The organism is Falsiroseomonas bella, from assembly GCF_003173615.1.
GTDB classification, from domain to species: Bacteria; Pseudomonadota; Alphaproteobacteria; order Acetobacterales; family Acetobacteraceae; genus Falsiroseomonas; species Falsiroseomonas bella.
Map to the genome: position 1 here is coordinate 222,400 of NZ_QGNA01000004.1, position 22,413 is coordinate 244,812.

General features: G+C 72.3%; 23 protein-coding genes. 11 read left to right on the plus strand and 12 right to left on the minus strand.

Annotated elements, in window-relative coordinates; translation table 11 throughout:
* Nucleotides 1–6: 6 nt before the first annotated feature.
* Nucleotides 7–852: an EipB family protein gene (locus tag DFH01_RS17930; protein WP_233256169.1), complete on the minus strand. Its 846-nt coding sequence runs from the start codon at nucleotides 850–852 to the stop codon at nucleotides 7–9.
* A 26-nt stretch (nucleotides 853–878) separates the two neighbouring features.
* Nucleotides 879–2,687, minus strand: a complete 1,809-nt coding sequence (aspS, locus tag DFH01_RS17935; protein WP_109871855.1) for an aspartate--tRNA ligase — start codon at nucleotides 2,685–2,687, stop codon at nucleotides 879–881.
* Between the two features lie 107 nt (nucleotides 2,688–2,794).
* On the opposite strand from aspS, the gene rnd reads away from it, so the two are divergent.
* A complete protein-coding gene (gene rnd / locus DFH01_RS17940; protein WP_109871856.1) occupies nucleotides 2,795–3,979 on the plus strand; it encodes a ribonuclease D in 1,185 nt (394 codons plus the stop codon).
* A gap of 9 nt (nucleotides 3,980–3,988) precedes the next feature.
* Here the strand turns inward: rnd and DFH01_RS17945 are convergent, their stop codons facing one another.
* The 9 genes from DFH01_RS17945 to DFH01_RS17985 form a co-directional block, all read right to left on the minus strand.
* A complete protein-coding gene (locus DFH01_RS17945; RefSeq protein ID WP_109871857.1) occupies nucleotides 3,989–4,408 on the minus strand; it encodes a DUF6525 family protein in 420 nt (139 codons plus the stop codon).
* Between the two features lie 148 nt (nucleotides 4,409–4,556).
* Entirely contained in the window at nucleotides 4,557–5,303 is a 747-nt protein-coding gene (locus DFH01_RS27860) for a PEP-CTERM sorting domain-containing protein (protein ID WP_146217085.1), read from the minus strand.
* A gap of 137 nt (nucleotides 5,304–5,440) precedes the next feature.
* Nucleotides 5,441–6,967, minus strand: a complete 1,527-nt coding sequence (locus tag DFH01_RS17955) for a Ppx/GppA phosphatase family protein (protein ID WP_109871859.1) — start codon at nucleotides 6,965–6,967, stop codon at nucleotides 5,441–5,443.
* Nucleotides 6,968–6,975: 8 nt separating this feature from the next.
* A complete protein-coding gene (locus DFH01_RS17960) occupies nucleotides 6,976–9,198 on the minus strand; it encodes an RNA degradosome polyphosphate kinase (RefSeq protein ID WP_109871860.1) in 2,223 nt (740 codons plus the stop codon).
* Between the two features lie 10 nt (nucleotides 9,199–9,208).
* Complete coding sequence (locus DFH01_RS17965) at nucleotides 9,209–9,940, minus strand: HdaA/DnaA family protein (RefSeq protein ID WP_146217086.1); 732 nt, start codon at nucleotides 9,938–9,940, stop codon at nucleotides 9,209–9,211.
* Nucleotides 9,941–9,989: 49 nt separating this feature from the next.
* Nucleotides 9,990–10,544 carry a hypothetical protein gene (locus DFH01_RS17970; protein ID WP_109871862.1) on the minus strand — a complete coding sequence of 185 codons (555 nt, stop codon included), beginning with the start codon at nucleotides 10,542–10,544 and terminating at the stop codon, nucleotides 9,990–9,992.
* 76 nt (nucleotides 10,545–10,620) lie between these two features.
* The gene (locus DFH01_RS17975; RefSeq protein WP_233256170.1) at nucleotides 10,621–11,802 is read right to left on the minus strand and encodes an AI-2E family transporter; all 1,182 of its coding nucleotides are present in this window, start codon (nucleotides 11,800–11,802) and stop codon (nucleotides 10,621–10,623) included.
* The gene (locus DFH01_RS17980) at nucleotides 11,799–12,422 is read right to left on the minus strand and encodes a CDP-alcohol phosphatidyltransferase family protein (protein ID WP_109871863.1); all 624 of its coding nucleotides are present in this window, start codon (nucleotides 12,420–12,422) and stop codon (nucleotides 11,799–11,801) included. The genes DFH01_RS17975 and DFH01_RS17980 overlap by 4 nt, the downstream gene beginning before the upstream one ends.
* On the minus strand, nucleotides 12,406–13,182 hold the full coding sequence (locus DFH01_RS17985) for a hypothetical protein (RefSeq protein ID WP_109871864.1): 777 nt from the start codon (nucleotides 13,180–13,182) through the stop codon (nucleotides 12,406–12,408). The genes DFH01_RS17980 and DFH01_RS17985 overlap by 17 nt, the downstream gene beginning before the upstream one ends.
* Before the next feature lie 49 nt (nucleotides 13,183–13,231).
* On the opposite strand from DFH01_RS17985, the gene purM reads away from it, so the two are divergent.
* The 6 genes from purM (at nucleotide 13,232) to DFH01_RS18015 (ending at nucleotide 17,017) form a co-directional block, all read left to right on the plus strand.
* Nucleotides 13,232–14,293 carry a phosphoribosylformylglycinamidine cyclo-ligase gene (purM, locus tag DFH01_RS17990; protein ID WP_109871865.1) on the plus strand — a complete coding sequence of 354 codons (1,062 nt, stop codon included), beginning with the start codon at nucleotides 13,232–13,234 and terminating at the stop codon, nucleotides 14,291–14,293.
* Complete coding sequence (purN, locus tag DFH01_RS17995) at nucleotides 14,293–15,003, plus strand: phosphoribosylglycinamide formyltransferase (protein ID WP_109871866.1); 711 nt, start codon at nucleotides 14,293–14,295, stop codon at nucleotides 15,001–15,003. Before purM ends, purN begins: the two co-directional genes overlap by 1 nt.
* A gap of 17 nt (nucleotides 15,004–15,020) precedes the next feature.
* Nucleotides 15,021–15,182 (plus strand): aa3-type cytochrome c oxidase subunit IV, encoded by a 162-nt coding sequence (locus tag DFH01_RS18000; protein ID WP_109871867.1) that lies wholly within the window; start codon nucleotides 15,021–15,023, stop codon nucleotides 15,180–15,182.
* 31 nt (nucleotides 15,183–15,213) lie between these two features.
* Entirely contained in the window at nucleotides 15,214–15,672 is a 459-nt protein-coding gene (locus tag DFH01_RS18005) for a GNAT family N-acetyltransferase (RefSeq protein WP_109871868.1), read from the plus strand.
* A gap of 44 nt (nucleotides 15,673–15,716) precedes the next feature.
* Nucleotides 15,717–16,292, plus strand: a complete 576-nt coding sequence (locus DFH01_RS18010) for a DUF2889 domain-containing protein (protein ID WP_109871869.1) — start codon at nucleotides 15,717–15,719, stop codon at nucleotides 16,290–16,292.
* Nucleotides 16,293–16,414: 122 nt separating this feature from the next.
* Nucleotides 16,415–17,017 (plus strand): hypothetical protein, encoded by a 603-nt coding sequence (locus DFH01_RS18015; protein WP_199231282.1) that lies wholly within the window; start codon nucleotides 16,415–16,417, stop codon nucleotides 17,015–17,017.
* A 22-nt stretch (nucleotides 17,018–17,039) separates the two neighbouring features.
* Here the strand turns inward: DFH01_RS18015 and DFH01_RS18020 are convergent, their stop codons facing one another.
* The gene (locus tag DFH01_RS18020; protein ID WP_109871870.1) at nucleotides 17,040–17,315 is read right to left on the minus strand and encodes a BolA family protein; all 276 of its coding nucleotides are present in this window, start codon (nucleotides 17,313–17,315) and stop codon (nucleotides 17,040–17,042) included.
* Nucleotides 17,316–17,424: 109 nt separating this feature from the next.
* Here DFH01_RS18020 and DFH01_RS18025 point away from each other — a divergent pair, with 109 nt between their 5' ends.
* The 4 genes from DFH01_RS18025 to DFH01_RS18040 all read left to right on the plus strand — a co-directional run bounded on the left by DFH01_RS18025 (nucleotide 17,425) and on the right by DFH01_RS18040 (nucleotide 22,412).
* Nucleotides 17,425–18,042 carry a J domain-containing protein gene (locus DFH01_RS18025; RefSeq protein ID WP_109871871.1) on the plus strand — a complete coding sequence of 206 codons (618 nt, stop codon included), beginning with the start codon at nucleotides 17,425–17,427 and terminating at the stop codon, nucleotides 18,040–18,042.
* Nucleotides 18,043–18,144: 102 nt separating this feature from the next.
* Nucleotides 18,145–19,152 carry a cobaltochelatase subunit CobS gene (cobS, locus tag DFH01_RS18030; protein WP_109871872.1) on the plus strand — a complete coding sequence of 336 codons (1,008 nt, stop codon included), beginning with the start codon at nucleotides 18,145–18,147 and terminating at the stop codon, nucleotides 19,150–19,152.
* 83 nt (nucleotides 19,153–19,235) lie between these two features.
* Nucleotides 19,236–21,107, plus strand: coding sequence for a cobaltochelatase subunit CobT (gene cobT / locus DFH01_RS18035; RefSeq protein WP_109871873.1), 1,872 nt, complete (start codon nucleotides 19,236–19,238; stop codon nucleotides 21,105–21,107).
* A 117-nt stretch (nucleotides 21,108–21,224) separates the two neighbouring features.
* Nucleotides 21,225–22,412 (plus strand): esterase-like activity of phytase family protein, encoded by a 1,188-nt coding sequence (locus DFH01_RS18040; RefSeq protein ID WP_158287806.1) that lies wholly within the window; start codon nucleotides 21,225–21,227, stop codon nucleotides 22,410–22,412.
* Nucleotide 22,413 lies beyond the last annotated feature (1 nt).

Below are 22,413 nucleotides of genomic sequence, written 5' to 3' on the forward strand. Positions count from 1 at the left end.
GCTTCCTCAGCAGCCGCCGGACAACGGCTGCAGTTCCAGCAGCTGGCCGGTGACGGAGAATTCGCCGAAATCCATCACGATCTCGTCCGCCACGCCGTTCTCGAAATACCGCAGCCCGACCTCGTATTCCGGCTGGCTCGCGCCACTGCCGGCGGCGCCGCGCTCGAAGAAGGCGATGCGGATGCGCGCGGAGGACAGATCCGCGAGCATCGGGAAGCGCGGCTGGCCCTGCGGCGGGCTCCAGGCGGAGATGATCGTCGTCGTGTCCTGCGCGCCTTCGTCCGTCGTGCCGTCGAACAGCGGCGCCGTCAGGATGCGACGGCCGGCGCGTGCCGTCTCGATCGAGAGCACGGTGTGGCGCGTCGGCAGGATGGTGCCGGCGGGCAGCTCCTCGGTGCGGCCGCTGGGCTCTGTGAAGGTGACGCGGCCGCTGCCGTCGGGCTGCAGCGACGCCTCGCCCGCGACGCGCTGGCTCACCGCGCCTTCCGTCGTCTGCGTCAGGGAGAAGCGCAGGGAGGAATTGTCCTTCGCCTCATAGGTCGCGTAGTCCGAGACGGTCTCGATCTCGCGCCCGTCGCGATCCACGATGGTCATCGTCATGCGCTGGCGCGTCGCCCAGCCCTCGCAGGCGTCCTGCACGTCGAACACCATCGCGCCGCGCACGCCGGTGATGCCGGAGTTGCGCGCCTCCCCGAGATCGAGGCGATAGGCGGCGCGATGCGCGGCCATCCGCTTGATGCCCGCCTCCATCGCCTCCGCGCCGACGCCATGGCTCGGCCCCGCCGCCTCCGTCGGCGTGGCGAGCAGGGCGAGGGCGGCGGCGGCGGCGATCACGGCGTGGCGTGCGGACATGGCGGCTCCTTCGGCTGCAGCGAGACTTAGGAAGCCTTCGGGCCGGCTGCACCCTTGGCGGGGGGAAGATCGATGCGGATGGAGAGTTCCTTGAGGCGCGCCGGCTCCACGGTGGAGGGCGAGCCCATCATCAGTTCCTCGCCCTGCTGATTCATCGGGAACAGGTTCACCTCGCGCAGGTTCGGCTCCTCGGCCAGCAGCATCACGATGCGGTCGATGCCGGCCGCCATGCCGCCGTGCGGCGGGGCGCCGTAGCGGAAGGCGTTCAGCATGCCGCCGAAGCGCTCCTCGACGGCCTCGGGCGGGTAGCCGGCGATGCCGAAGGCCTTCACCATGATCTCGGCCTTGTGGTTCCGGATGGCGCCGGAGGCCATCTCGTAGCCGTTGCAGACCACGTCGTACTGATAGGCCGGGATGGTCAGCGGATCCTTCGTCTCCAGCGCCTCCATCTCGCCCTGCGGCATCGAGAAGGGGTTGTGGCTGAAATCCACCTGGCCCGTCTCCTCGTTCAGTTCGTAGAACGGGAAGTCGGTGATCCAGCAGAAGCGGAAGGCGTCCTTCTCGGTCAGGCCGAGCTCGTTGCCGAGGCGCAGGCGCGTCTGGCCGGCGAATTTCGCTGCGTCGGCCTCCTTTCCGGCGGCGAAGAACACCGCGTCGCCGGCCTTCAGGCCGCAGGCGGCGCGGATCGCCTCGGCGCGGTTGGCTTCCAGGTTGCGCGCGATGGGGCCCTTCGGGCCCTCGGCGTCGAAGGTGATGTAGCCGAGGCCGCCGGCGCCCTGCTCGCGCGCCCATTCGTTCAGCTTGTCGAAGAAGCTGCGCGGGTTGCCGCCGGCGCCGGGCGCGGGGATGGCCCGCACCACGCCGCCCGAGGCCGCGATCTTCGCGAACAACCCGAAGCCCGAGCCGGCGAAATGCGGCGTCACGTCGCGGATCACCAGCGGGTTGCGCAGGTCCGGCTTGTCCGAGCCGTAGTCCAGCATCGCCTGGGCATAGGGGATGCGGCGCCAGGGGGTGCCGTCGGCGCCGTCCACCGCGCGGTGGCCCGCGAATTCCTCGAAGCAGCCCCGCATCACCGGCTCCATCGTGCGGAACACGTCGTCCTGGGTGACGAAGCTCATCTCCACGTCGAGCTGGTAGAACATCAGCGTCCGGTCGGCGCGGCCGGCCTCGTCGCGGAAGCAGGGGGCGATCTGGAAGTAGCGGTCGAAGCCCGCCACCATGGTCAGCTGCTTGTACTGCTGCGGCGCCTGGGGCAGGGCGTAGAACTTCCCCGGATGCAGGCGGGCCGGCACCAGGAAGTCGCGCGCGCCCTCCGGGCTGCTCACCGTCAGGATCGGGGTCTGGAACTCGTTGAAGCCGGCCGCGATCATGCGCCGGCGGATGCTGTCGATGATCTGCGCGCGCAGGATCATGTTGCGCTGCAGCCTCTCCCGCCGCAGGTCCAGGAAGCGGTAGCGCAGGCGCAGCTCCTCCGGCGCCTCCTGCTCCTGCGCCACCTGGAAGGGCAGGATTTCGGCCGCGGATTGCAGGACCAGTTCCTTCACGCGCAACTCGACGGCACCGGTCGGCAGCTTCTCGTTCACCGTGCCGGGCTCGCGGTCCACCACCTCGCCGGTCACGGTGATCACGCTTTCCGGGCGGAGCCGGTCGGCCGCGTCGAACACCGGGGAGCCCGAGGGGATCACGCATTGCGTGATCCCATAGTGGTCGCGCAGGTCGATGAAGAGCAGGCCGCCATGGTCCCGCTTGCGGTGCACCCAGCCGGAAAGCCGGGCGGTCTGGCCGGCATCGGCGGCGCGGAGCGCGCCGCAGGTATGGGTGCGGTAGGCGTGCATGGATCGGTCCGGGGTGCCTGGAATATCGGCGGAAACCGCACCAGCCCGTGCGGGAAGTCAAGCCGCGCGGCTTCCCGGCCCGCCCCCCGGGGCGTAAACCCCCGTCCATGAGCCGCCGCCCGCCGGCATATGCCGACCTCGTGCCCAGCCTGGTCACCGACACCGCCACGCTCGCCGCCCTGTGCGAACGGCTCCGGCAGGAGCCCTTCGTCACGGTCGACACCGAATTCATGCGGGAGCGGACCTATTGGCCCGAGCTCTGCGTGGTCCAGCTCGGCGGCGAGGACGAGGTGGCGGTGGTGGACGCCCTGGCGCCGGGGCTCGACCTCGGCCCGCTCGGCGCCCTGCTGGCGGATGACCAGGTGGTGAAGGTCTTCCACGCCGCCCGGCAGGATGTGGAGATCTTCCTTCTCAAGTTCGGGGCGGTGCCGACGCCGCTCTACGACACCCAGATCGCGGCCATGGTGGCGGGCTTCGGCGACCAGGTGAGCTACGACGCACTGGCCCGGGCGCTGGCCGGGGCGCAGATCGACAAGGCGCACCGCTTCTCGGACTGGACGGCGCGGCCGCTGTCGCCTGCGCAGATCGCCTATGCGGCCGCCGACGTGACCCATCTGCGCCGCATCTACACCGGCCTGACCGCCCGGCTGGAGCGGGAGGGCCGCACCGCCTGGGTGGCGGAGGAGATGGCCGCGCTCGCCGACCCCGCCACCTACATGCCGGACCCGGAGACGCAGTGGGAGCGGCTGCGCCCGCGCAGTCACAACCGACGCTTCCTCGGCATGCTGCGCGCCGCCTGCGCCTGGCGGGAGCGGGAAGCGCAGCGGGTGAACATCCCCCGCGGCCGGCTGGTGAAGGACGAGACCCTGCTGGAGATCGCCGCCACCGCACCCGCCACCCCGGCGGAGCTCGGCCGGGCGCGGGGCATCTCGGAGGGCTTCGCCAAGGGCAAGACCGGCGCCGCCCTGCTCGCCGTGCTGGCCGAGGCGCGGGACCTGCCCGAGGACGCGCTGCCCGAGGCCCCGCGCGAGCGCAACGGCCCGCCCGCCTCCCCGGCGCTGGTGTCGCTGCTGAAAGTGCTGCTGTCCGCGCAGAGCGAGGCGCATCACGTCGCGCCCAAGCTGCTGGCGAATGCCGAGGAGCTGGAACGGCTGGCGGCAGGCGAAGCCGACCTGCCCTGCCTGCATGGCTGGCGGCGCGAGGTTTTTGGTGAGTCGGCGCTGGCCCTGAAGGACGGGCGAGTGGCGCTGGGCGTGGACGGGAAGAAAGTGAAGCTGATCCCGGCGGGGTAGGGCGATCGCTCAGCGCCGTCCGCGGCGGCCCGTCTTGCGCTTGGCCGGTGCCTTGAACCGCTTTGCCGCCGGGGCGACGGGCATGGGCTGGGCCAGGGGGATGCCGTCCGTTCCGGTATAGCGCTGGAGCGTCGCGCCGGCTGCGAGGTGCGGATAGGCCTGCGGGCCTTTCGACCAGGTCCTCGCGAAGGCGGCGACTTCGGCGTGATCGTGTCCGCGGATGGTCTGGACCAGGGAAAACGCCGCCTGGGCCGGCCGCAACCGCTGTTCGCGCAGCAGGTGCAGGAGCCGTTCGCGGGCCCGCAGGGGACACCAGTCCACCAGGGCTTCCTGCAGGGCCCGGCGCACCTCGGCGGGCAGTTCCTCATACGCGCGGTAGGGATCGCCCTTCAGCTTGCTGTAGGGCCTGGTCGCCATGCTGTTGTCCATCGCCGGCTTCTACCGACGGGAAGAGTTTCGGGAAACCGTAGCGAACCGCCTGCTGACCGCCCTACGCCCCTCGAACAGAGGGGCCCGGGGACGATGATGGTCCTCGGCCGGGAGCGCCAGGGGCGGCGCCCCTCGCCCATGCCATTCGTCAGCCCTTGAAGTGGCGCCGCGTTGCGCCGAGGGCAACGAGGCCGAAGGCGAACAGGCCGAGCGCGCCCGGCGCGGGGACCACCGCCGGCGGGAAGCTGGGACCGGTGGTGCCCGTGGAGCCTGTGGAGCCGGTGGACCCGGTTGACCCCCCCGAGCCCGTGGGGCCGCTGGGACTGGTCGGATCGCTCGGGCCGTTCGGGTCACCGGGCGGCGGGGTGATGGGGGGCAGGCTGCCCATCTGGAAGTAGCCCGCGGGGATCGGCGTGCCGCTGGCGTCCACGAAGTTCAGGTCGGCCGAGGCGCCCTTGATGAAATATTGCTGGTTCGCCCGGTCGTTCGCCGTGGAGGTCAGGTTCAGGAAGTAGGTCTTGTAGGCGTCGAGCGTCGCCGGCGTGCCGAACAGGAAGTCGATCTCGTTGAACGACTGGCACTGGGCGACCTGCGCGCAGAAGGCGGCGTTGGTCAGCTCCAGGCTGGCGACCAGGGTGCCGGTGAAGTTCGTCCCTTCATAGACCGTGAGCTTGACCGGCGCGGTGGTGTTGGAGCCTTCCTTCATGGTGAAGGTGCCGCCGCCGAAGGACCAGGCCGCGCCGGTCGAGATCGTCCAGGTCGTGGAATGGGCCGCGTCGATCTGGGTCTGCGCACCCGTGATGTCGGTCTGGATGGCGAAGTAGACCGGGCTGGCCAGGGCGGCCGCCGGGCTGAGGGCGAGCATGCCGAACAGGCCCGAGATGACGAAGCGCATGTCTCATTATCCGTGCAAGTGCGAGGCTTATGGCACGGACGACTGCGAGACGGTCGTGCGGAACTGTCGTGCAGTGGGAGGATTTGCGCGCCGCATTGTCCTGCGGCACGCGACGTGGCCCGCATGACGAGACCCGGTCAGGCCGCCGTGACCTCAACGGTCGCGGGCAGGCCGGTAGCGGCGGCCAGCGCGTCCAGACGGCGCTGCACGCTCTCGCCGGCGAAGACGCCGCTGCCTTCGCGCAGCACAAGGCGCAGCTCGCCGCCGACCCGGCGGAGCTCGGTGCCGCCGAGCAGGGTCGGCGTGCCGCCCGAGAGGGTGAAGGCCAGGCGCAGCGCGGCGCCCAGGATCTCCGCCTGCTTCACCGCGGCGGCGTCGAGCAGCGCGCGTGCCGCGGCAAGGAACGGCGCGTCGTTCCCGGTCTCGTAGCGCAGCGCGACCACGAGGGCGAGGAAGGCGCGCTGGTGGTGGTCCACGCCGACGCCGGGCTGGCGCAGCACGCGGTAGAAGGCATGCTCGCCGCGATAGTCGGGATGGTCGTGGCTGCCGATGTCGGCGATCCAGCACGCGGCCTCGCGCAGCAGCGCGGCGTCCGGCGTCTCGGCGGGAAACAGCGTGTCGGTCCAGGCGCGCAGCGCCGGGGCGAGGTCGGTGTCGCGGCCGAATCGCGCGGCCAGGTCGCGCCCGGCGGCAAGCAGCGGGTCCTCCTCCCGCAGGCCGGGCGGCAGCAGGCGGGCGTACCAGCCCTCCCGCAGGCCGTTGGCGCTGAACACCACGCGGCGGGCGCCGGTGGCGCGCAGCAGGCGGCGCAGCACCACGGCGGCGAAGGGCATGTCCTGCAGGCGCTTGGCCGGCGCGCCGGGCATGCGCTCCAGCGCCTTGCGGTTCGCCTGCGCCACCACGCCGGCGAGGTCGCGCGCTTCCTCCCGCGTGATGACGTAGTGATGCACGATGGAGAGCGGGTAGCTGGTCTGCATCATGTGGATGCGCGCCAGTGCGCGCCAGGCACCGCCCACCAGATACAGGTCGCGGCCCTCGCCGCGCTTCAGCCAGGGCACGCGGGCGAGGTCTGCTTCCACGATGGCGCGCGCCTTCACCGGATCCGCCCCCGCGCGGTCGGCCAGCCGGATGGCGCCGAGCGGCAGCGATTCGATGCCGCGTGGCTGGCCGCGGTCGAGTTCCACCAGTTCGAGCGAGCCGCCGCCGAGATCGCCGAGCACGCCGTCGGCGCCGGAGAAGCCGAGCAGCACGCCATCGGCCGAGAGCGCGCCTTCCTCGGTGCCCGAGAGGATGTGGATCGGGATGTCGGGCAGGCGGGCCTTGATGGCGGCGATGAAGTCCGGGCCGTTCTCGGCGTCGCGCGCGGCGGCGGTGGCGAGGATCTCCACCGGGTCGGCATCCATCGCGGCGGCGATGGCGGCGTAGCGGGCGAGGACGGTGATGGCCGGCGCGATCGCCGCCTCGTTCAGCCGCCCGGTCTGCTGCAGTCCGCGGCCGAGCCCGAGCACCGCCTTCTCGTTGAAGACGGTGAGCGGGTTGCGCGACGCGCCCTCGAACACCACGAGGCGGACGGAGTTGGAGCCGAGATCCACCACGCCGAAACGGCGCGGCCTGTCGCGCCGCCGGCGGGAGGCGCGCGGCGGCGTGAGCGTGAAGCTGTCCATGCCGCCGTTCAGTCCTGCGCCACGCGGTCCTGCCTTCCCTGCCGGGTGAGGGGGACGCCGGCCGCATGCCGCGTGCCGCGCGTCCGCGGTCGCAACGCGCTGCCGCGGCCGGAGAGGGAGGGGTTGGTCATGAAGTATTCGTGCGCGGAAACCGGCTTCTCGCCCGGCGCGGTGCGGCGATAGACGGCGTCCGCGCCGAGCTCCCAGCTCTGCATCGTGTCCTGCAGGTTCACCATCATCACCTGGTCGAGGATCTGGGTGTGCACGGTCGGGTTCTCGATCGGCACCATCGTCTCCACGCGCCAGTCCATGTTGCGCGCCATCCAGTCGGCGGATGAGATGAAGACGCGCGCGCGCCGCGAGGGCAGCTTCTGGCCATTGCCGAAGACATAGATGCGGCTGTGCTCCAGGAAGCGGCCGACGATGGACTTCACGCGGATGTTCTCCGACAGGCCGGGCACGCCCGGGCGCAGGCAGCAGATGCCGCGCACCACGCACTCCACCTGCACGCCCGCCTCGCTCGCACGGTAGAGCGCGTCGATCAACAGCTCGTCCACCAGGGAATTCATCTTGAGCCAGATCGTCGCGGGCTTGTCTTCGCGCGCGAAGGCGATCTCGCGCTCGATCAGGCCAAGCAGCGCGGGTCGGATGGTCAGCGGGGCGAAGGCCAGCGCCTCCATCGTCTCGGGGCGCGCATAGCCGGTCATGTAGTTGAACAGCTTCTGGGCGTCGCGCGTCAGCGCCGGGTCGGCGGTGAAGAAGGACAGGTCGGTGTAGATGCGCGCGGTCACGGGATGATAGTTGCCGGTGCCGAAATGCGCGTAGCTGCGCAGTCCCTCGCGCTCGCGCCGGACGACGAGCGAAACCTTCGCGTGCGTCTTCAGCTCGACGAAGCCGAACACCACCTGCACGCCGGCGGCTTCCAGCTCGCGCGCCAGCGCGATGTTCCGCTCCTCGTCGAAGCGCGCCTTGATCTCGACGATGCCGGTGACGGATTTCCCCGACTCCGCCGCCTCGATCAGCGCCTTGACGATCGGGCTGTCGCGGCTGGTTCGGTACAGCGTCTGCTTGATGGCGACCACGTTCGGGTCGCGCGCCGCCTGGCGCAGGAACTGCACCACCACGTCGAAGGATTCGTAGGGGTGGTGGACGACGATGTCCTTCGCCGCGATCGCCGCGAAGCAGTCGCCGCCGAAATCCAGGATGCGCTCGGGGAAGCGCGGCGTGTAGGGCGTGAAGAGCAGGTCGGGCCGGTCGTCCACGATCAGCTGGCGCAGGTCGGCGACGCCGAGCAGGCCCTCCATCTTCAGGACGCCCTGCGGATCGGCGTCGAGCTCCTCGACCACCAGGTCCACCATGTCGGGCGGCATGCGGCCATCCACGGTCAGCAGGATGGCGCGGCCGCGGCGGCGGCGCTTCAGCGCGGTCTCATAGCTGCGGACGAGGTCCTCGGCCTCTTCCTCGAACTCGACGTCGGTGTCGCGGATCAGGCGGAACAGGCCGCTTTCCGCCGGCAGGAATCCGGGGAAGAGGCGGTCGAGGAAGAGGCCGATCAGGTCCTCCAGCATGACGAAGCGGATCGTCATGCGGTCGCCCTTCACGCCCGGCTCGCCGGGCAGGCGGATGAAGCGCTCGACCTGCGGCGGCAGCGGCAGCAGCGCGCGCATCGTTCCGCCGTCCTCGAGCCGCACGAGCTTCAGCACCATGCAGAGCGCGAGGTTGGCGATGAAGGGGAAGGGATGCGCCGGGTCCACCGCCAGCGGCGTCAGCACCGGGAAGATCCGGTCCATGAAGTAGCCTTCGAGCCAGCTGCGCTCGGCCGCGGTCAGCGTGCCGGGCTCGCAGACCAGCAGCCCGGCCTCGTCCAGCAGGCAGCGCAGCTCCCGCCAGGCCTGCTGCTGGCCGACGATCAGGTCCTGCGCGCGGGCATGGATGGCGACCAGCGCCTGGGCCGGCGTCAGCCCGTCGGCGGAGGTGGTGGCGATGCCCGCGCGTTCCTGCCCGATCAGCCCGGCGACGCGCACAGAGTAGAACTCGTCGAGGTTGGAGGCCGAGATCGCAACGAAGCGCAGCCGTTCCAGCAGCGGGTGGCGCGGATTGGCCGCTTCCTCCAGCACGCGGGTGTTGAAGGCCAGCCAGGAGAGCTCGCGGTTGATGAAGCGGGCGCTGTCGGCAGGGCCGACTTTGGCGGGCGGCTGGGGGGTTGGCAGGTCGGGGGCCAGCGTGTCCATGGCCCCGAGCCTAACCCATGCCGCCCGGCGGGGGCGAGGCGGCAGGTGGTTCGGCAACCGAACCGTCATCATCCCCGAACAGCCGTGCCAGCACGGCGCGGGCCAGCGGGCGGGTGATCGCCCCGCCGCCGGCCAGCGCCGCGGCATCCAGCGCGGCGACCGTGGTGGCGATGGCGGCGGCCTCGCGCGGGATGCGGGCGAGCAGCCAGGCATGCACCTCCGGCGCCACGCGCAGCTGCCGGTCGGCCAGATGCTTGGCCAACAGCGCGCCGAGCAGCGCCTCGGTCGGCGCGGCGATGCCGACGGCGAGCGTGGCGCGCAGGCGGGAGGCGAGGTCGGGCAGCGCCACCGGCCAGCGGGCGGGCGCCTCGCGCGCGGCCAGCAGCAGCGGCGCGCCCGCCTCCGCGCTGCGGTTGATCAGGTGGAACAGGGCGGGCTCGGGCGCGGCCTCGGCCTCGTCCAGCGCGGTGCCGGGGGCCTCGGCCAGGGCGAGGGCCTCGGTCAGCTCGGTCCCGCGCAGCAGCCGCCAGCCATGGTCGGACGCGGCGGCGCGCAGCATGTGCGACTTGCCGGTGCCGGGCGGCCCGAACAGCGCGAGGCGGTGCAGCGGCCAGTCGCCGGGCCGGTCGAGCCAGGCCAGCGCCGCGGCGTTGGAGGCGTCCGCCACCAGGTCGGCCCGCGCGGCGGAGGGCGCGACGGGCAGGGGGAGGGGCAGCTGGGCGGCTCGGTCGCGCTCGGTCACGGCAGGTTGCATAGCGCGTCGGCGTTGCGCCCGCCCAGGGCAGCGCGTGTCAGCGCGGGCTGCTGCGGCTGCGTTCCGAGTTGAAGGTGTCGGCGGCGGCGAGCGCGCTCGGCACCCGCGGTGGCGCGCTCAGGCGCTGCACCGTGCCGGCGGGGCCGGCGGTGAAGACCTCCTGTGGCAAAGCCCGGTCCAGTGCCGCGCGGTCGTTCGCCGCCAGCGCCTGCGAGGCGGCGGCCAGTCCGTTGATCACCTCCTGCGGCGGGGCGTCCCGCGGGATGGCCAGCGCGTCGCGCGCCTGGTTGCGGGCCAGGGCCAGCTGCTGCAGCCCCTGCCCGCCCAGTGAGGACCAGTTCTGCGCGTTGGGCACGGCCGTCGCCAACCATTCGAGCTCCGCGAAGGCCCGCGCGGCGGCGGCCGGCTGGTTGGGCGGGTTGCTGCGGAAGAAGCTGCCCGCGCTCTGGCCAACCATCACGATCGGATCGCGTCCCGGCGCGTTCGGCGCGATGGAGGCCGGCAGCGTCGCCTCCTGCGGCGGCCGCGGCAGGGGCTCGACGGCGGTGCAGGCCGCCAGCAGCGGCAGGATCAGCAGCAGCCGGGTGCGCATCAGGGATCTCCGGGCAGTCGGTTTGCCGCGTGATGCTACGCCCGGATCGGTGCTTGGGCGACGTGATTCGGCGCCCTCAGGACCCGGTGCGCGGCGGGTCGAGGTAGAGCGGGCTCTCCAGGTAGCGCCGCAGCCAATAGCGCGCGACCACGCCGATCGCGGCCGCCATCGGCACGGCCAGCAGCACGCCGAGGAAGCCGAAGGCGACGCCGCCGGCGAAGAGGGCGAAGATCACCCAGACCGCGTGCAGCTCCACCCGGTCGCCGAGCAGCCGCGGATAGATGAAGTAGCCCTCCAGGATCTGGCCGGCGACGAAGACCGCCACGACCAGGGCGATGCCCTGCCAGCTGCCGAACTGCGCCGCCGCCAGCAGCACCGCCGTGACGAAGCCGGTCAGCGAGCCGACATAGGGGATGAAGGAGAGCACGCCGGCCATCAGCCCGACGATCAGGCCGAGCTCCAGACCGACCAGCTGCAGGCCCCCGGCGTAGAACAGCCCGAGGATCAGGCAGCACAGCAGCTGCCCGCGCAGCCAGGCGGACAGCACGCGGTCCGTGTCGCGCGCCAGCTGGCGCAGCGTGTGGGCGGAGCGGCGCGGCAGCCAGCTGTCCACCCGCGCGATGATGCGTGGCCAGTCCCGCAACAGGTAGAAGGCCACGATCGGCGTGACGACCACCAGGGTGAAGACGTTGAACAGGGCCACGCCGCCGCCGATCAGCCGACCGACCGCGGTGCCGAGGAAGGTCACCATCGCACCAGCCTGGCGCACGGCGAGGTCGCGCAGCTGCGCGTCCACCACCTCGGGCCCGAAGGCTTCCTGCGCCCGCTCCAGCGCCTGCTGCACGAGGGTGCTGATGCCGGTGACATAGGCGGGCAGTCGCTGGATCAGGATGCCGATCTGCGCGATCAGCAGAGGATAGAGCAGCAGCACCGCCAGCAGGCACAGCGCGGCAAGGCCCAGAACCAGCAGGAAGGCCGCGAGGCCGCGCGGCACGCCGATCCGCCGCATGCGCGTCACCGGGGGATCGAGGAAATAGGCGACGCAGATCGCCAGCACGAAGGGCGTCAGGATCGCCGAGAACAGCCACAGCGCGAACAGGATGGCGGCCAGCGCGCCGAGCACCAGCGCCATGCGCTGCGAACGCGTGGCCGCGCGCGGGATGGCCGGCGCGGGCCAGGCGGGCGGGGGCTGCGTCGGCACGGCGGCGCCGCGCGGCGGCGGGACGGGCAGCGGCGGGCGCGGCTCCTCCGGCCTCATCGCGGGCGCCTCGCCGCCTGCCAGACATAGACGGCGCCCGAGGCGAAGGTGCTGGCCGCGACCAGCCAGACCAGCAGCGCCACCAGCTTCTGCCCTGGCAGGCCGAAGCCGGCGACGAGCAGCGCCAGTGCGGCCAGTGCGATCTGCAGCACCGTGTTCGCCTTGGAAAGCAGGATGGGCTGGATCGCCGGCGGCTGCCCCGCGAGGTAGAGCACGATGACGCCGCCGACGATCACGAGGTCGCGGAACACGACGAGGATCGCGAGCCAGTCCGGCAGCACGCCGATCGCCGCGAGGGTGACGTAGATGGAGACCAGCAGCGCCTTGTCGGCCACCGGGTCGAGGATGGCGCCAAGGCGCGAGCGGGCGTTGCGCACCCGCGCGAGCCAGCCATCCACGCCGTCGGAGATGCCCGCCGCGAGGAACATCCAGAAGGCGAGGTCGAGCCGATGCTGCAGCACCAGCCAGACCGTCGCCGGCACGGCGCAGAGGCGGGCGAAGGTGATCGCGTTCGGCAGCGTGAAGACCAGCGCCTCCGGGCCCGCGGCACCCGGGTCCGGAGGTCGCGCCGCCGGCGCCCCATGCCCGGGCGGCGGCTTCGGCTCAGCGTCCGCCGGCAAGGCCGAGGCGCCAGCCCTCGCTGCCTGGCGTCGCCTGGCCCGGCACCGGCTGGACCGGGGCGACCTGCAGCCCGGCGGCGGCGAGGTCCGCCGCGGCCTGCGGCGGCACGCTGCGGAGCGCGAGGCGCAGCCGTGCCATGTCGCCGGCGATGCCCAGCACCTCGACTCGCGCGACCGCCGGCGCGGCGCCGAGGCGGCGCTTGATCTCGAGATATTCGGGGAACGAACGGTAGAGCGCCGTCGCCTCGACGCTCGTGACCGCCGGGCCGCCCTGCACAGCCGGTCCTTCCGGTGTGGCGTGCGACGCTTCCGCCGACTGGCCGCCCTGGCCCGGATCGCGGAAATTCACCGTGATGCGGGCGCTGTAGCCGCGCTGCGTGACTCGCTCGCTCTCGATCACCAGGGAGGCGACGAGGGCCTCGATCTGCTGGTCGGAGAGGTTGGTCGGCAGCCCGAGCTCGGACGCCATGCGGCCATAGGCGATGCGCTGGCCCGAGACGAGCGCCCGGTCGCGCGCCACCACCGCATTCTCCGCCGTGGCCTCGGCCGGGACGTTGCTCTGCACGCGCGGATTGCCCTGCGCCAGGGCGCCCGAGAACGGCGCCAGCGCCAGGGCGAGCAACAGGAACAGCGCGGCGATTGCGCCCCGCGCGCCGCCGTGGTTGTTTCCCGCCCCCGCGCGGCCGGCAAGCCTGTCGCGCAATCCGGTGCCGTGCCGGGTGCGGTCGCCGTGTTGGGTGCGGTGCTGGCCGAACGGCATCCTGCCCATCCTGTCCCGACCCGCAGCGCATAGCCGATCGAGGGCCCTCATGACCAGCCTGACCTACCGTGATGCCGGCGTGGACATCGAGGCGGGGGACGCGCTGGTGGAGGCGATCAAGCCGCTGGCGAAGGCGACCGACCGCAGCGGCACGATGGGCGGGCTCGGCGGGTTCGGCGCACTGTTCGACCTGAAGGCTGCCGGTTTCCGCGACCCGGTGCTGGTCTCCTCCACGGACGGCGTCGGCACCAAGCTGAAGCTCGCGATCGACTCCGGCATCCACGGCACGGTGGGGCAGGACCTGGTCGCGATGTGCGTCAACGACCTGGTGGTGCAGGGCGCCGAGCCGCTGTTCTTCCTCGACTACTTCGCGACCGGCAGGCTCGAGGTCGCGCAGGCGCGGCAGGTGATCGCCGGCATCGCGGAGGGCTGCCGCATCGCCGGCTGTGCGCTCGTGGGCGGCGAGACGGCGGAGATGCCGGGCCTCTACAAGGGCGGCGACTACGACCTGGCCGGCTTCTCCGTGGGGGCCGCGGAGCGCGGCGCGCTGCTGCCGCGCGGCGATGTCGGGCCGGGGGACGTGCTGCTCGGCCTCGCCAGTTCCGGCGTGCATTCCAACGGCTTCTCCCTGGTGCGGCGGGTGATCGAGGCGGCCGGGCTCGCGCTGTCCGCGCCCGCCCCCTTCGCCGCGGGGCAGAGCCTGGCGGAGGCGCTGCTGGCGCCGACCCGGATCTATGTGAAGCCGCTGCTGGCGGCGCATCGCGCGGGGCTGGTGAAGGCGGCGGCGCACATCACCGGCGGCGGGCTGCCGGGCAACCTGCCGCGCGTGCTGCCGAAGGGCGTGGCCGCGGCGCTGGATGCGCGCGCCTGGCCGGTGCCGCCGGTCTTCGGCTGGCTCGCCCGCGCCGGCGGCATCGCGCCGGAGGAGATGCTGCGCGTCTTCAACTGCGGCGTCGGCATGGTGGTGGTGGTGCCGCCCGACCGGGCGGAGGCGGCGATCGCGCTGTTTGCCGCGGAGGGCGAGACGGCGCGGCGCATCGGCGTGCTGGAGGCGGCCGAGGGCGCGGCTTCGGTGCGGGTGGACCATCTCGGGGCGGGCTGGCCCGGCTGATGCCCCGGCCGGCCCGACGCCTGCGCACGGCGGTCCTGATCTCGGGCCGCGGCAGCAACATGGCCGCGCTGCTGGAGGCGGCGGCGAACCCGGACTACCCGGCCGAGATCGCGCTGGTCCTGTCGAACCGGGAGGATGCGGCGGGGCTCGATCATGCCCGGTCGCGCGGCGTGCCGACGGCGGTGGTGGAAAGCCGCGTCTTCGGTCGCGACCGCGACGCCTTCGAGCGCGCGCTGGAGGGCGAGGTCCGCGGGCATGGCGTGGAGCTGCTGGCGCTGGCCGGCTTCATGCGGGTGCTGACCGCCGGCTTCGTGGCCCGCTGGCAGGACCGGCTGGTGAACATCCATCCCTCGCTGCTGCCGGCCTTTCCGGGGCTCGACACCCATGCCCGCGCGCTCGCCGCGGGGGTGAAGCTGCACGGCTGCACGGTGCATCTGGTGCGCGCCGGGGTGGATGACGGGCCGATCCTGGCCCAGGCCGCCGTGCCGGTGCTGCCGGACGACACCGAGGCCGACCTCGCCGCCCGGGTGCTGGCGGAGGAGCACCGGCTCTACCCGGCGGCGCTGGCCTGGCTGGCCGCCGGGCTGGTGCAGGTGGAGGAAGCGGTGGCGCGGATCGCGGCGCCCTCGGCCTCCGGCGCGCTCGCCAACCCATTGCCCGACCCCTTGCCCGAGTGGGGCGGCGTTCCTAAAAGCGGCGCAGGAAGCTGAGCCTGCGGGGAACGACAATGGCCGACCATGGCCCGACGACGATGGAGCTTGTCGAGGTGAAGGCCGATGACATCATCGGCGAGCGCCGCTCCTTCTACGAGCATTTCCTCACCGGCACGACCTGGGCGGTGGCCGCGACGATCGTCGTGCTGCTGCTGATGTGGATCTTCCTGGTCTAGCCGACCGGCGCCGCCCGCCGGCCCTGCGCGCATGGCCGACATCGCCTTCCGCCGCGCCACGGAGGCCGACCTGCCGGCCATCGTGGCCATGCTGGCCGACGATGCGCTCGGGCGGCAGCGCGAGGATGCTGGGCTGCCGCTGAACGGCGCCTATCTCGGCGCATTCGCGGCGATCGCGGCCGATCCCAACCAGTTCCTGATGGTGGCCGAGGATGCGCAGGGCATCGCGGGCACGCTGCAGCTGACCTTCATCCCGGGCCTGTCGCACAAGGGCGCCTGGCGCGGGCAGATCGAATCCGTGCGCGTCGCCTCCGACCGCCGCGGATCCGGGCTGGGGCAGCGGATGATTGGATGGGCGGTGGAGCAGTGCCGCGCGAGGGGCTGCACGATGGTGCAACTCACCACGAACAAGTCGCGCGCCGACGCGCAGCGCTTCTATGACCGCCTCGGCTTCCGGGCGACCCATGAAGGCTACAAGCTGAGCCTGTAGCCGCGCGCTGGCCTCTCGCGGGGTGCCATGCCATAGGGGCGGGCATGCCGCTCAGCACACCCGCCGCACGCAAGCCCCTGCATCGCCGCCTGATCGAGATGCATGGCTACCAGCGCGAGGACGGGCTCTACGACATCGAGGCCTGGCTCGCCGACACCAAGACCTACGCCTTCGACAACCTGGACCGCGGCACGGTGCAGCCGGGCGAGCCGCTGCACGGCATGTGGGTGCGCCTGACGGTGGGCGAGGACATGGTGATCCGCGCCTGCGAGGCGGCGAGCGACTTCACGCCCTATGCGATCTGCCCGCAGGCCGCGCCCAACTTCTCGCGGCTGGCGGGCGTCTCGATCGGGCCGGGCTTCAACCGCGCCGTGAAGGAGCGCGTGGGCGGCGCGATGGGCTGCACCCATCTGCGGGAGGTGCTGGCGCAGATGGCGACCGTCGCCTTCCAGACCATCGGCCCGATGCGCTGGCGCAAGGCGCGGGAGGAGCGCGCGGCGGCGATCGCCCGCGGCGAGACGCCCCCGCCCGCGCGGCGCGTCCTGCCGATCAACTCCTGCTACGCCTATGCTGAGGGCAGCGAGGTGGTGCGTCGGCACGAGGAGGTGGCGGAGGAGTAGCTCCCCGAGATGTGCCGTGCGCGCCGTTGCCGGGGCGCGCATTGTCCTCTCCTCCGTCGGCCCTGCGGCCGTCCGTCGAGGCCCGGCCGCCGCTCCGCGGAGACGCAGGAGAGGAGGCACAGATGCGAGACGAGCTTTCCCGGAGTGCTTCGCTGCGGGTGCTGGCGGCCGCGGCGGCGCTTGGCGTGGCTTGGCAGCCCGGCCTTGGCGCGGCGCAGGGCACGCCCGCCGGGGACCGCGATGCGCTGATGCGCAGCGCGCTCAGCGCCGCGCCGCCGCTGCTGCGCGACCGCGTGCGGGTGATGGACCTGGAAGGCCATGTGCTGCGCGAGGGCGACGCGGCCTTCACCTGCCTGCCCGCGCCGCAGGGCTTTGCCGGCCCGATGTGCCTGGACGCGCAGTGGATGGAGCTGCTGGACGCGCTGACCCACAAGCGTGCGCCGAAGATCACGGGCATCGGCCTCGCCTACATGATGGCAGGCGACAGCCCCGACGGCGGCGCCAGCAACACCGATCCGGCCGCGGCGCAGCCCTCGGCGCGGAACGATTGGATCGTCGAGGGGCCGCACATCATGATCATCACGCCGGATGCGGCGACGATGGAAAACGTGCCCGCGGCCCATGCGGGTGGCGGCCCCTATGTGATGTGGAAGGGCACGCCCTATGCCCACATCATGATGCCGGTGGGCGAGCGGCCCGCACAGCGGCAGACCGCGGGACGCTGAGCGGGCGCCGGGGCGGGCGGTGCTACCGCGCTTCCTCCGGCGTCTTCAGCGTCAGCGCGAGCGCGTGCATACCGCCGGCGAATTCCGCCGAGAGGGCGTCATGCACGGCGCGGGATCGGGCGACGCGGCTCATCCCCGCGAAGGCCGGGGAGACGACGCGCACGCTGTAATGCGTCTCGCCTTCCGGCCGGGCGCCGGCATGGCCGGCATGGCGGTGGCTGTCGTCGGCGACCTCCACCTCGGCAGGCGGGAAGGCGGCGCGAAGGGCTGCGGCGATGCGGTCGGCGCGACGGGACATGCCCCTCTATATGCGCCTTGCTTCGCCGCTTTGCATCGGGGCCGGATGCATGAAACCCCCGCGCCGGCAACGCCTTGCGCGCCCTGGGGGCCACGCCCATAAACGGGCGATGGCGCGCAGGAGCGAGCGGATCTACCTGGGACTGGCCGACCCGCCGGAGGCGCCGATGCGCCCCTGCGAGCAGCCCGGATGCCCGAATGCCGGCGAGTTCCGCGCCCCGAAGGACCGCGCCCATCTGAACCAGTATCGCTGGTTCTGCCTGGACCATGTGCGCGAGTACAACCGCGCCTGGGACTACTACAAGGGCATGGGCCCGACCGAGATCGAGGCCGAGCTGCGCTCCGATTCCGGCTGGCAGCGACCGACCTGGCCGCTCGGGCGGCTCGGCGGCTTCAATCCGTTCGAGAGCGAGTATGTCCGCGATCCGCTGGGCGTGCTGCGCGACACGCCGCTGCACAAGGCGCGGCGCGACCGCGCGCCGAAGCGGGACGAGCCGCCGGCCGAACTGCGCGCCGCGCTGGACGTTCTGGGCCTCGGCTGGCCGCTCGACGCCGCCGCGCTGCGGGCCCGCTACAAGGAACTGGCGAAGCGCTTCCATCCGGATGCGAATGGCGGTGACCGCCAGGCCGAGGAGCGGCTGAAGGACATCAACCGTGCCTACAGCCTGTTGCGCCGCCGCCTGCAGGCCCGCCCCGCGGAGGCCGCAGCCGCCGCGCCGGCGGGCTAGGCCGCTCCGGCGGTGACGAAGCAGCTTCCGCGCCGCGACGGGTAGCCTCTGCCGCCCGCACGCCCTAGATTGCGCCCCCTCTTGCCACAGCCGGACCGCATCATGACCAAGGTCGCCCTCGCCGAGAACCGGACCACCACCGCGATCGACATGCCCGACACGCAGGTGAAGGTCCGCGAGGTCTTCGGGATCGACAGCGACATGGTCGTGCCCGCCTATTCCGTCCGCACGGAGCATGTGCCGGAGGTCGACGCCTCCTACCGCTTCGACCGGGAAACCACGCTGGCCATCCTGGCGGGCTTCGCCTTCAACCGCCGCGTGATGATCCAGGGCTACCACGGCACCGGCAAGTCCACGCATATCGAGCAGGTGGCGGCGCGGCTGAACTGGCCCTGCATCCGCGTCAACCTCGACAGCCACATCAGCCGCATCGACCTGATCGGCAAGGACGCGATCGTCCTGAAGGACGGCAAGCAGGTGACGGAGTTCCGCGAAGGGATTCTTCCCTGGGCGCTGCAGCACCCCTGCGCGCTGGTCTTCGACGAATACGACGCGGGCCGCCCGGACGTGATGTTCGTGATCCAGCGCGTGCTGGAGGTGGAGGGCAAGCTCACGCTGCTCGACCAGAACAAGGTGATCCGGCCGCACAGCCAGTTCCGCCTGTTCGCCACCGCCAACACGGTCGGCCTCGGCGACACGACGGGCCTCTATCACGGCACGCAGCAGATCAACCAGGGCCAGATGGACCGCTGGAACATCGTGGCGACGCTGAACTACCTGCCGCATGCGCAGGAGACCGAGATCGTCATGGCGAAGCTCGGCATGGACGCGAAGGACGCGAAGCAGAAGCGCCAGGTGGAGGCGATGGTCGCACTCGCCGACCTGACGCGCGCGGGCTTCATCGCCGGCGACATTTCCACCGTCATGTCGCCGCGCACGGTGATCACCTGGGCCGAGAACAGCCGCATCTTCGGCGATGTCGGCTTCGCCTTCCGCCTGACCTTCCTCAACAAGTGCGACGAGGCGGAGCGGAGCACGGTGGCCGAGTACTACCAGCGCTGCTTCAACGAGGAACTGCCGACCGGCCTGCTGCTGCGCAAGGCGGGCTGAACGGACTTCTCCCTCCCCCTTTCACGGGGGAGGGTCGGGGTGGGGGCCGACGCGACCTCCACGGCTTCCAGCACGGGTCCAGCATGTCGAACGCCTCGAAGGACCAGACACGCCAGGAAGAATTCAAGCGCGCCACCGCCGGCGTGCTGCGCGCCATCGCGCAGGTGCCGGAGGTGCAGGTCGCCTTCCAGCCCGGCCCCTCGGGCCTGGCCGGCAAGCGCGCCCGCCTGCCGCTGCCGACCCGTGCGCTGCCGCCGGGCGAGATGGCGAAGCTGCGCGGCGCCGCGGATTCCATCGCGCTCAAGCTGCGTCACCACGACGAGGGCGTGCACGCCGCCCGCCTGCCGTCCCGGCGCGAGGCGCGCGAGGTCTATGACGCGCTGGAGGATGTGCGCGTCGAGGTGATCGGCAGCCAGCACATGGCGGGCGTCGCGGCCAATCTGCGCGCGCGCCTCGCCGACCAGTGCGAGGCCGAGGGCTACGACCGCATGACGCGCAAGGACCAGCTGCCGATGGCCGCTGCCCTTGGCCTGCTCGCGCGCGAGAAGCTCTCGGGCGAGAAGGCGCCGGCGGCGGCGCAGCGCGTGCTGGATCTCTGGCGCGACACGCTCGGCGACAAGGCCGATGACGCGCTGGCGGAGATGGCGAATGCCGCCGCCGACCAGGACGCCTATGCCCGCGCCGCCCGCAAGCTGCTCGCCGCGCTCGACCTGGCCGAGGCCGAGGTCGAGACCGAGAGCGAGCAGGACGAGGAGGAAGGCGAGGGCGGCGAGACCAGCCCGCAGCAGGACCAGTCCGGCGAGGGCGAGGCGCAGGCCCAGGACACCGAGAGCATGCTCGGCGCCCAGCCCGAGACGATGCAGGGCGACGCCGCCGAGGACGAGACGGAGGAGGGCGAGGAGGAAGGTGCGGCGGCCGATGGCGACGACCGCCCCGGCGGCCCGACCCAGCGGCGCGAGGTGCCGCAGGTGGACGACCCCTCCGCCTACAAGGCTTTCGCGCGCAACTTCGACGAGATCGTCGAGGCCGAGGATCTGTGCGACGCCGACGAACTCGGAAGGCTGCGCCAGCAGCTCGACCAGCAGCTTTCGCATCTGCAGGGCGTCGTCTCCAAGCTCGCGAACCGGCTGCAGCGGCGGCTGCTGGCGCAGCAGCAGCGCGCCTGGGAATTCGACCTGGAGGAAGGGCTGCTCGATGTGGCGCGGCTGGCGCGTGTCGTGGTCAACCCGATGCAGTCGCTCTCCTACAAGCGGGAGCGCGAGGCGGATTTCCGCGACACCGTCGTCACGCTGCTGATCGACAACTCCGGCTCCATGCGCGGGCGCCCGATCACCGTCGCCGCGATGTGCTCCGACATCCTGGCGCGCACGCTGGAGCGCTGCGGCGTGAAGGTGGAGATCCTCGGCTTCACCACCCGCGCCTGGAAGGGCGGCCAGTCGCGCGAGCGCTGGGTGCAGGAGGGCAAGCCGCGCAATCCCGGCCGCCTGAACGACCTGCGCCACGTCGTCTACAAGGGTGCCGACGCGCCGTGGCGCCGCGCGCGCAAGAATCTCGGCCTGATGCTGCGCGAAGGCCTGCTCAAGGAGAACATCGACGGCGAGGCGTTGGAATGGGCGTACAAGCGCCTGCTCGCCCGCACCGAGCATCGCCGCATCCTGATGGTGATCAGCGACGGCGCGCCGGTGGACGATTCGACGCTCTCGGTGAACCCCGGCAACTACCTCGAGCGGCACCTGCGGAAGGTGATCACCGACATCGAGGGGCGCGAGCTGGTGGAGCTGATCGCCATCGGCATCGGCCATGACGTCACGCGCTACTACCGCCGCGCGGTGACCATCGTGGACGCCGAGGAGCTCGGCGGCACGATGATGAAGAAGCTGGCCGAGCTGTTCGACGAGGACGCCGCGCTCGCCTGGCAGCGGGCCTCCGCCGAGCGCGCGCCGGCGATCGCATGATGCGCCGGGGCCCGCTTCCAGGCTGTTGCGATCCGCGCGCCTGCGGCGCGACGCAGCGGGCCTCCGCCGAGCGCGCGCCGGCGATCGCATGATGCGCCGGGGCCCGCTTCCAGGCTGTTGCGATCCGCGCGCCTGCGGCGCGACGCAGCGGGCCTTCGCCGAGCGCGCGCCGGCGATCGCCTGAGCCAGGTTCCGCCGGCGACGACCCCCACCCCGACCAGCCTGCGGCCTTGCGGCAGTGCCGCAAGCCCCCGCAAGCGGGAGAGGGAGAGGTTTCTCCGATCCCCCTCTCCCGCTTGCGGGGGAGGGTGGCGAGCGGAGCGAGCCGGGTGGGGGTCTGCGCACCCTTCCTCCATCCAGCGCCGCGCGTTCCTCGGCGGGCTGCTCGCCACTCTCCCGGTCTGCGCCCCAGCCCAGTCCCGCCAGGTCGCAACCGCCTTCGCGCTGCCGGATCTGCCCGGCACGCCTGCGCTCCGCCCGCTCGGCGGCTTCGAGATCGACCCTGAGCAGCTCGGCTTCGGCGGCCTTTCCGGCCTGCATATCGCGCCCGACCTGACCGTCACCGCCATCAGCGATCTCGGCGGATTCGCGGAATTCGCGCTGACGCTCGGGCCGGGGCTGCGCCCCGCCGCGCTCGTGCTGCGGCGCTCAGGCTGGCTGAAGGATTGGGCGGGGCGGCCGCTGCCGCGGGGCCATGCGCGCGATGCCGAGGCGCTGGCACGGCTGCCGGATGGCAGCTGGCTGGTCGCCTTTGAGCGCTGGCACCGCATCTGGCGCTACGCCGACCTGGACGCGCCGGCGCGGCATTTTGACGCGCCGCCGGGAGTCGCCCGGGCTCCGCGCAATGCCGGGCTGGAGACGCTGGCCGTGCTTCAGGATGGGCGCTGGCTGGCCATCGCCGAGGACCTGCCGCTGCCGGACGCGCCCGGCGTCACCGCGGCATGGCTCGGCCGTCCGGGCGCCTGGACGCCGCTGGGCTGGCGGCCCGGGCCGGGGATGAACCCGGTGGACGCCACGCCGCTGCCGGACGGCGATGTCCTGGTGCTGGAGCGCGGCTTCACCTGGATCGCCGGGTTCTGGGGCCGCGTGGTGCGGCTCCGCGCCGCGTCGCTCGCCGCCGCCACCGCGGGGGCCGTGCTGCAGGGCGAGCCGCTGCTGCGGCTGGAGCCGCCCTTGCCGGTGGACAACTACGAGGGGATTGCCGCGCTGCGCCATGAGGGCCGCACGCTGGTCGCGGTCGTGTCCGACGACAACCAGAGCTGGCTGCAGCGCACGCTGCTGCTGTTCTTCGAACTCGCCGAATAGG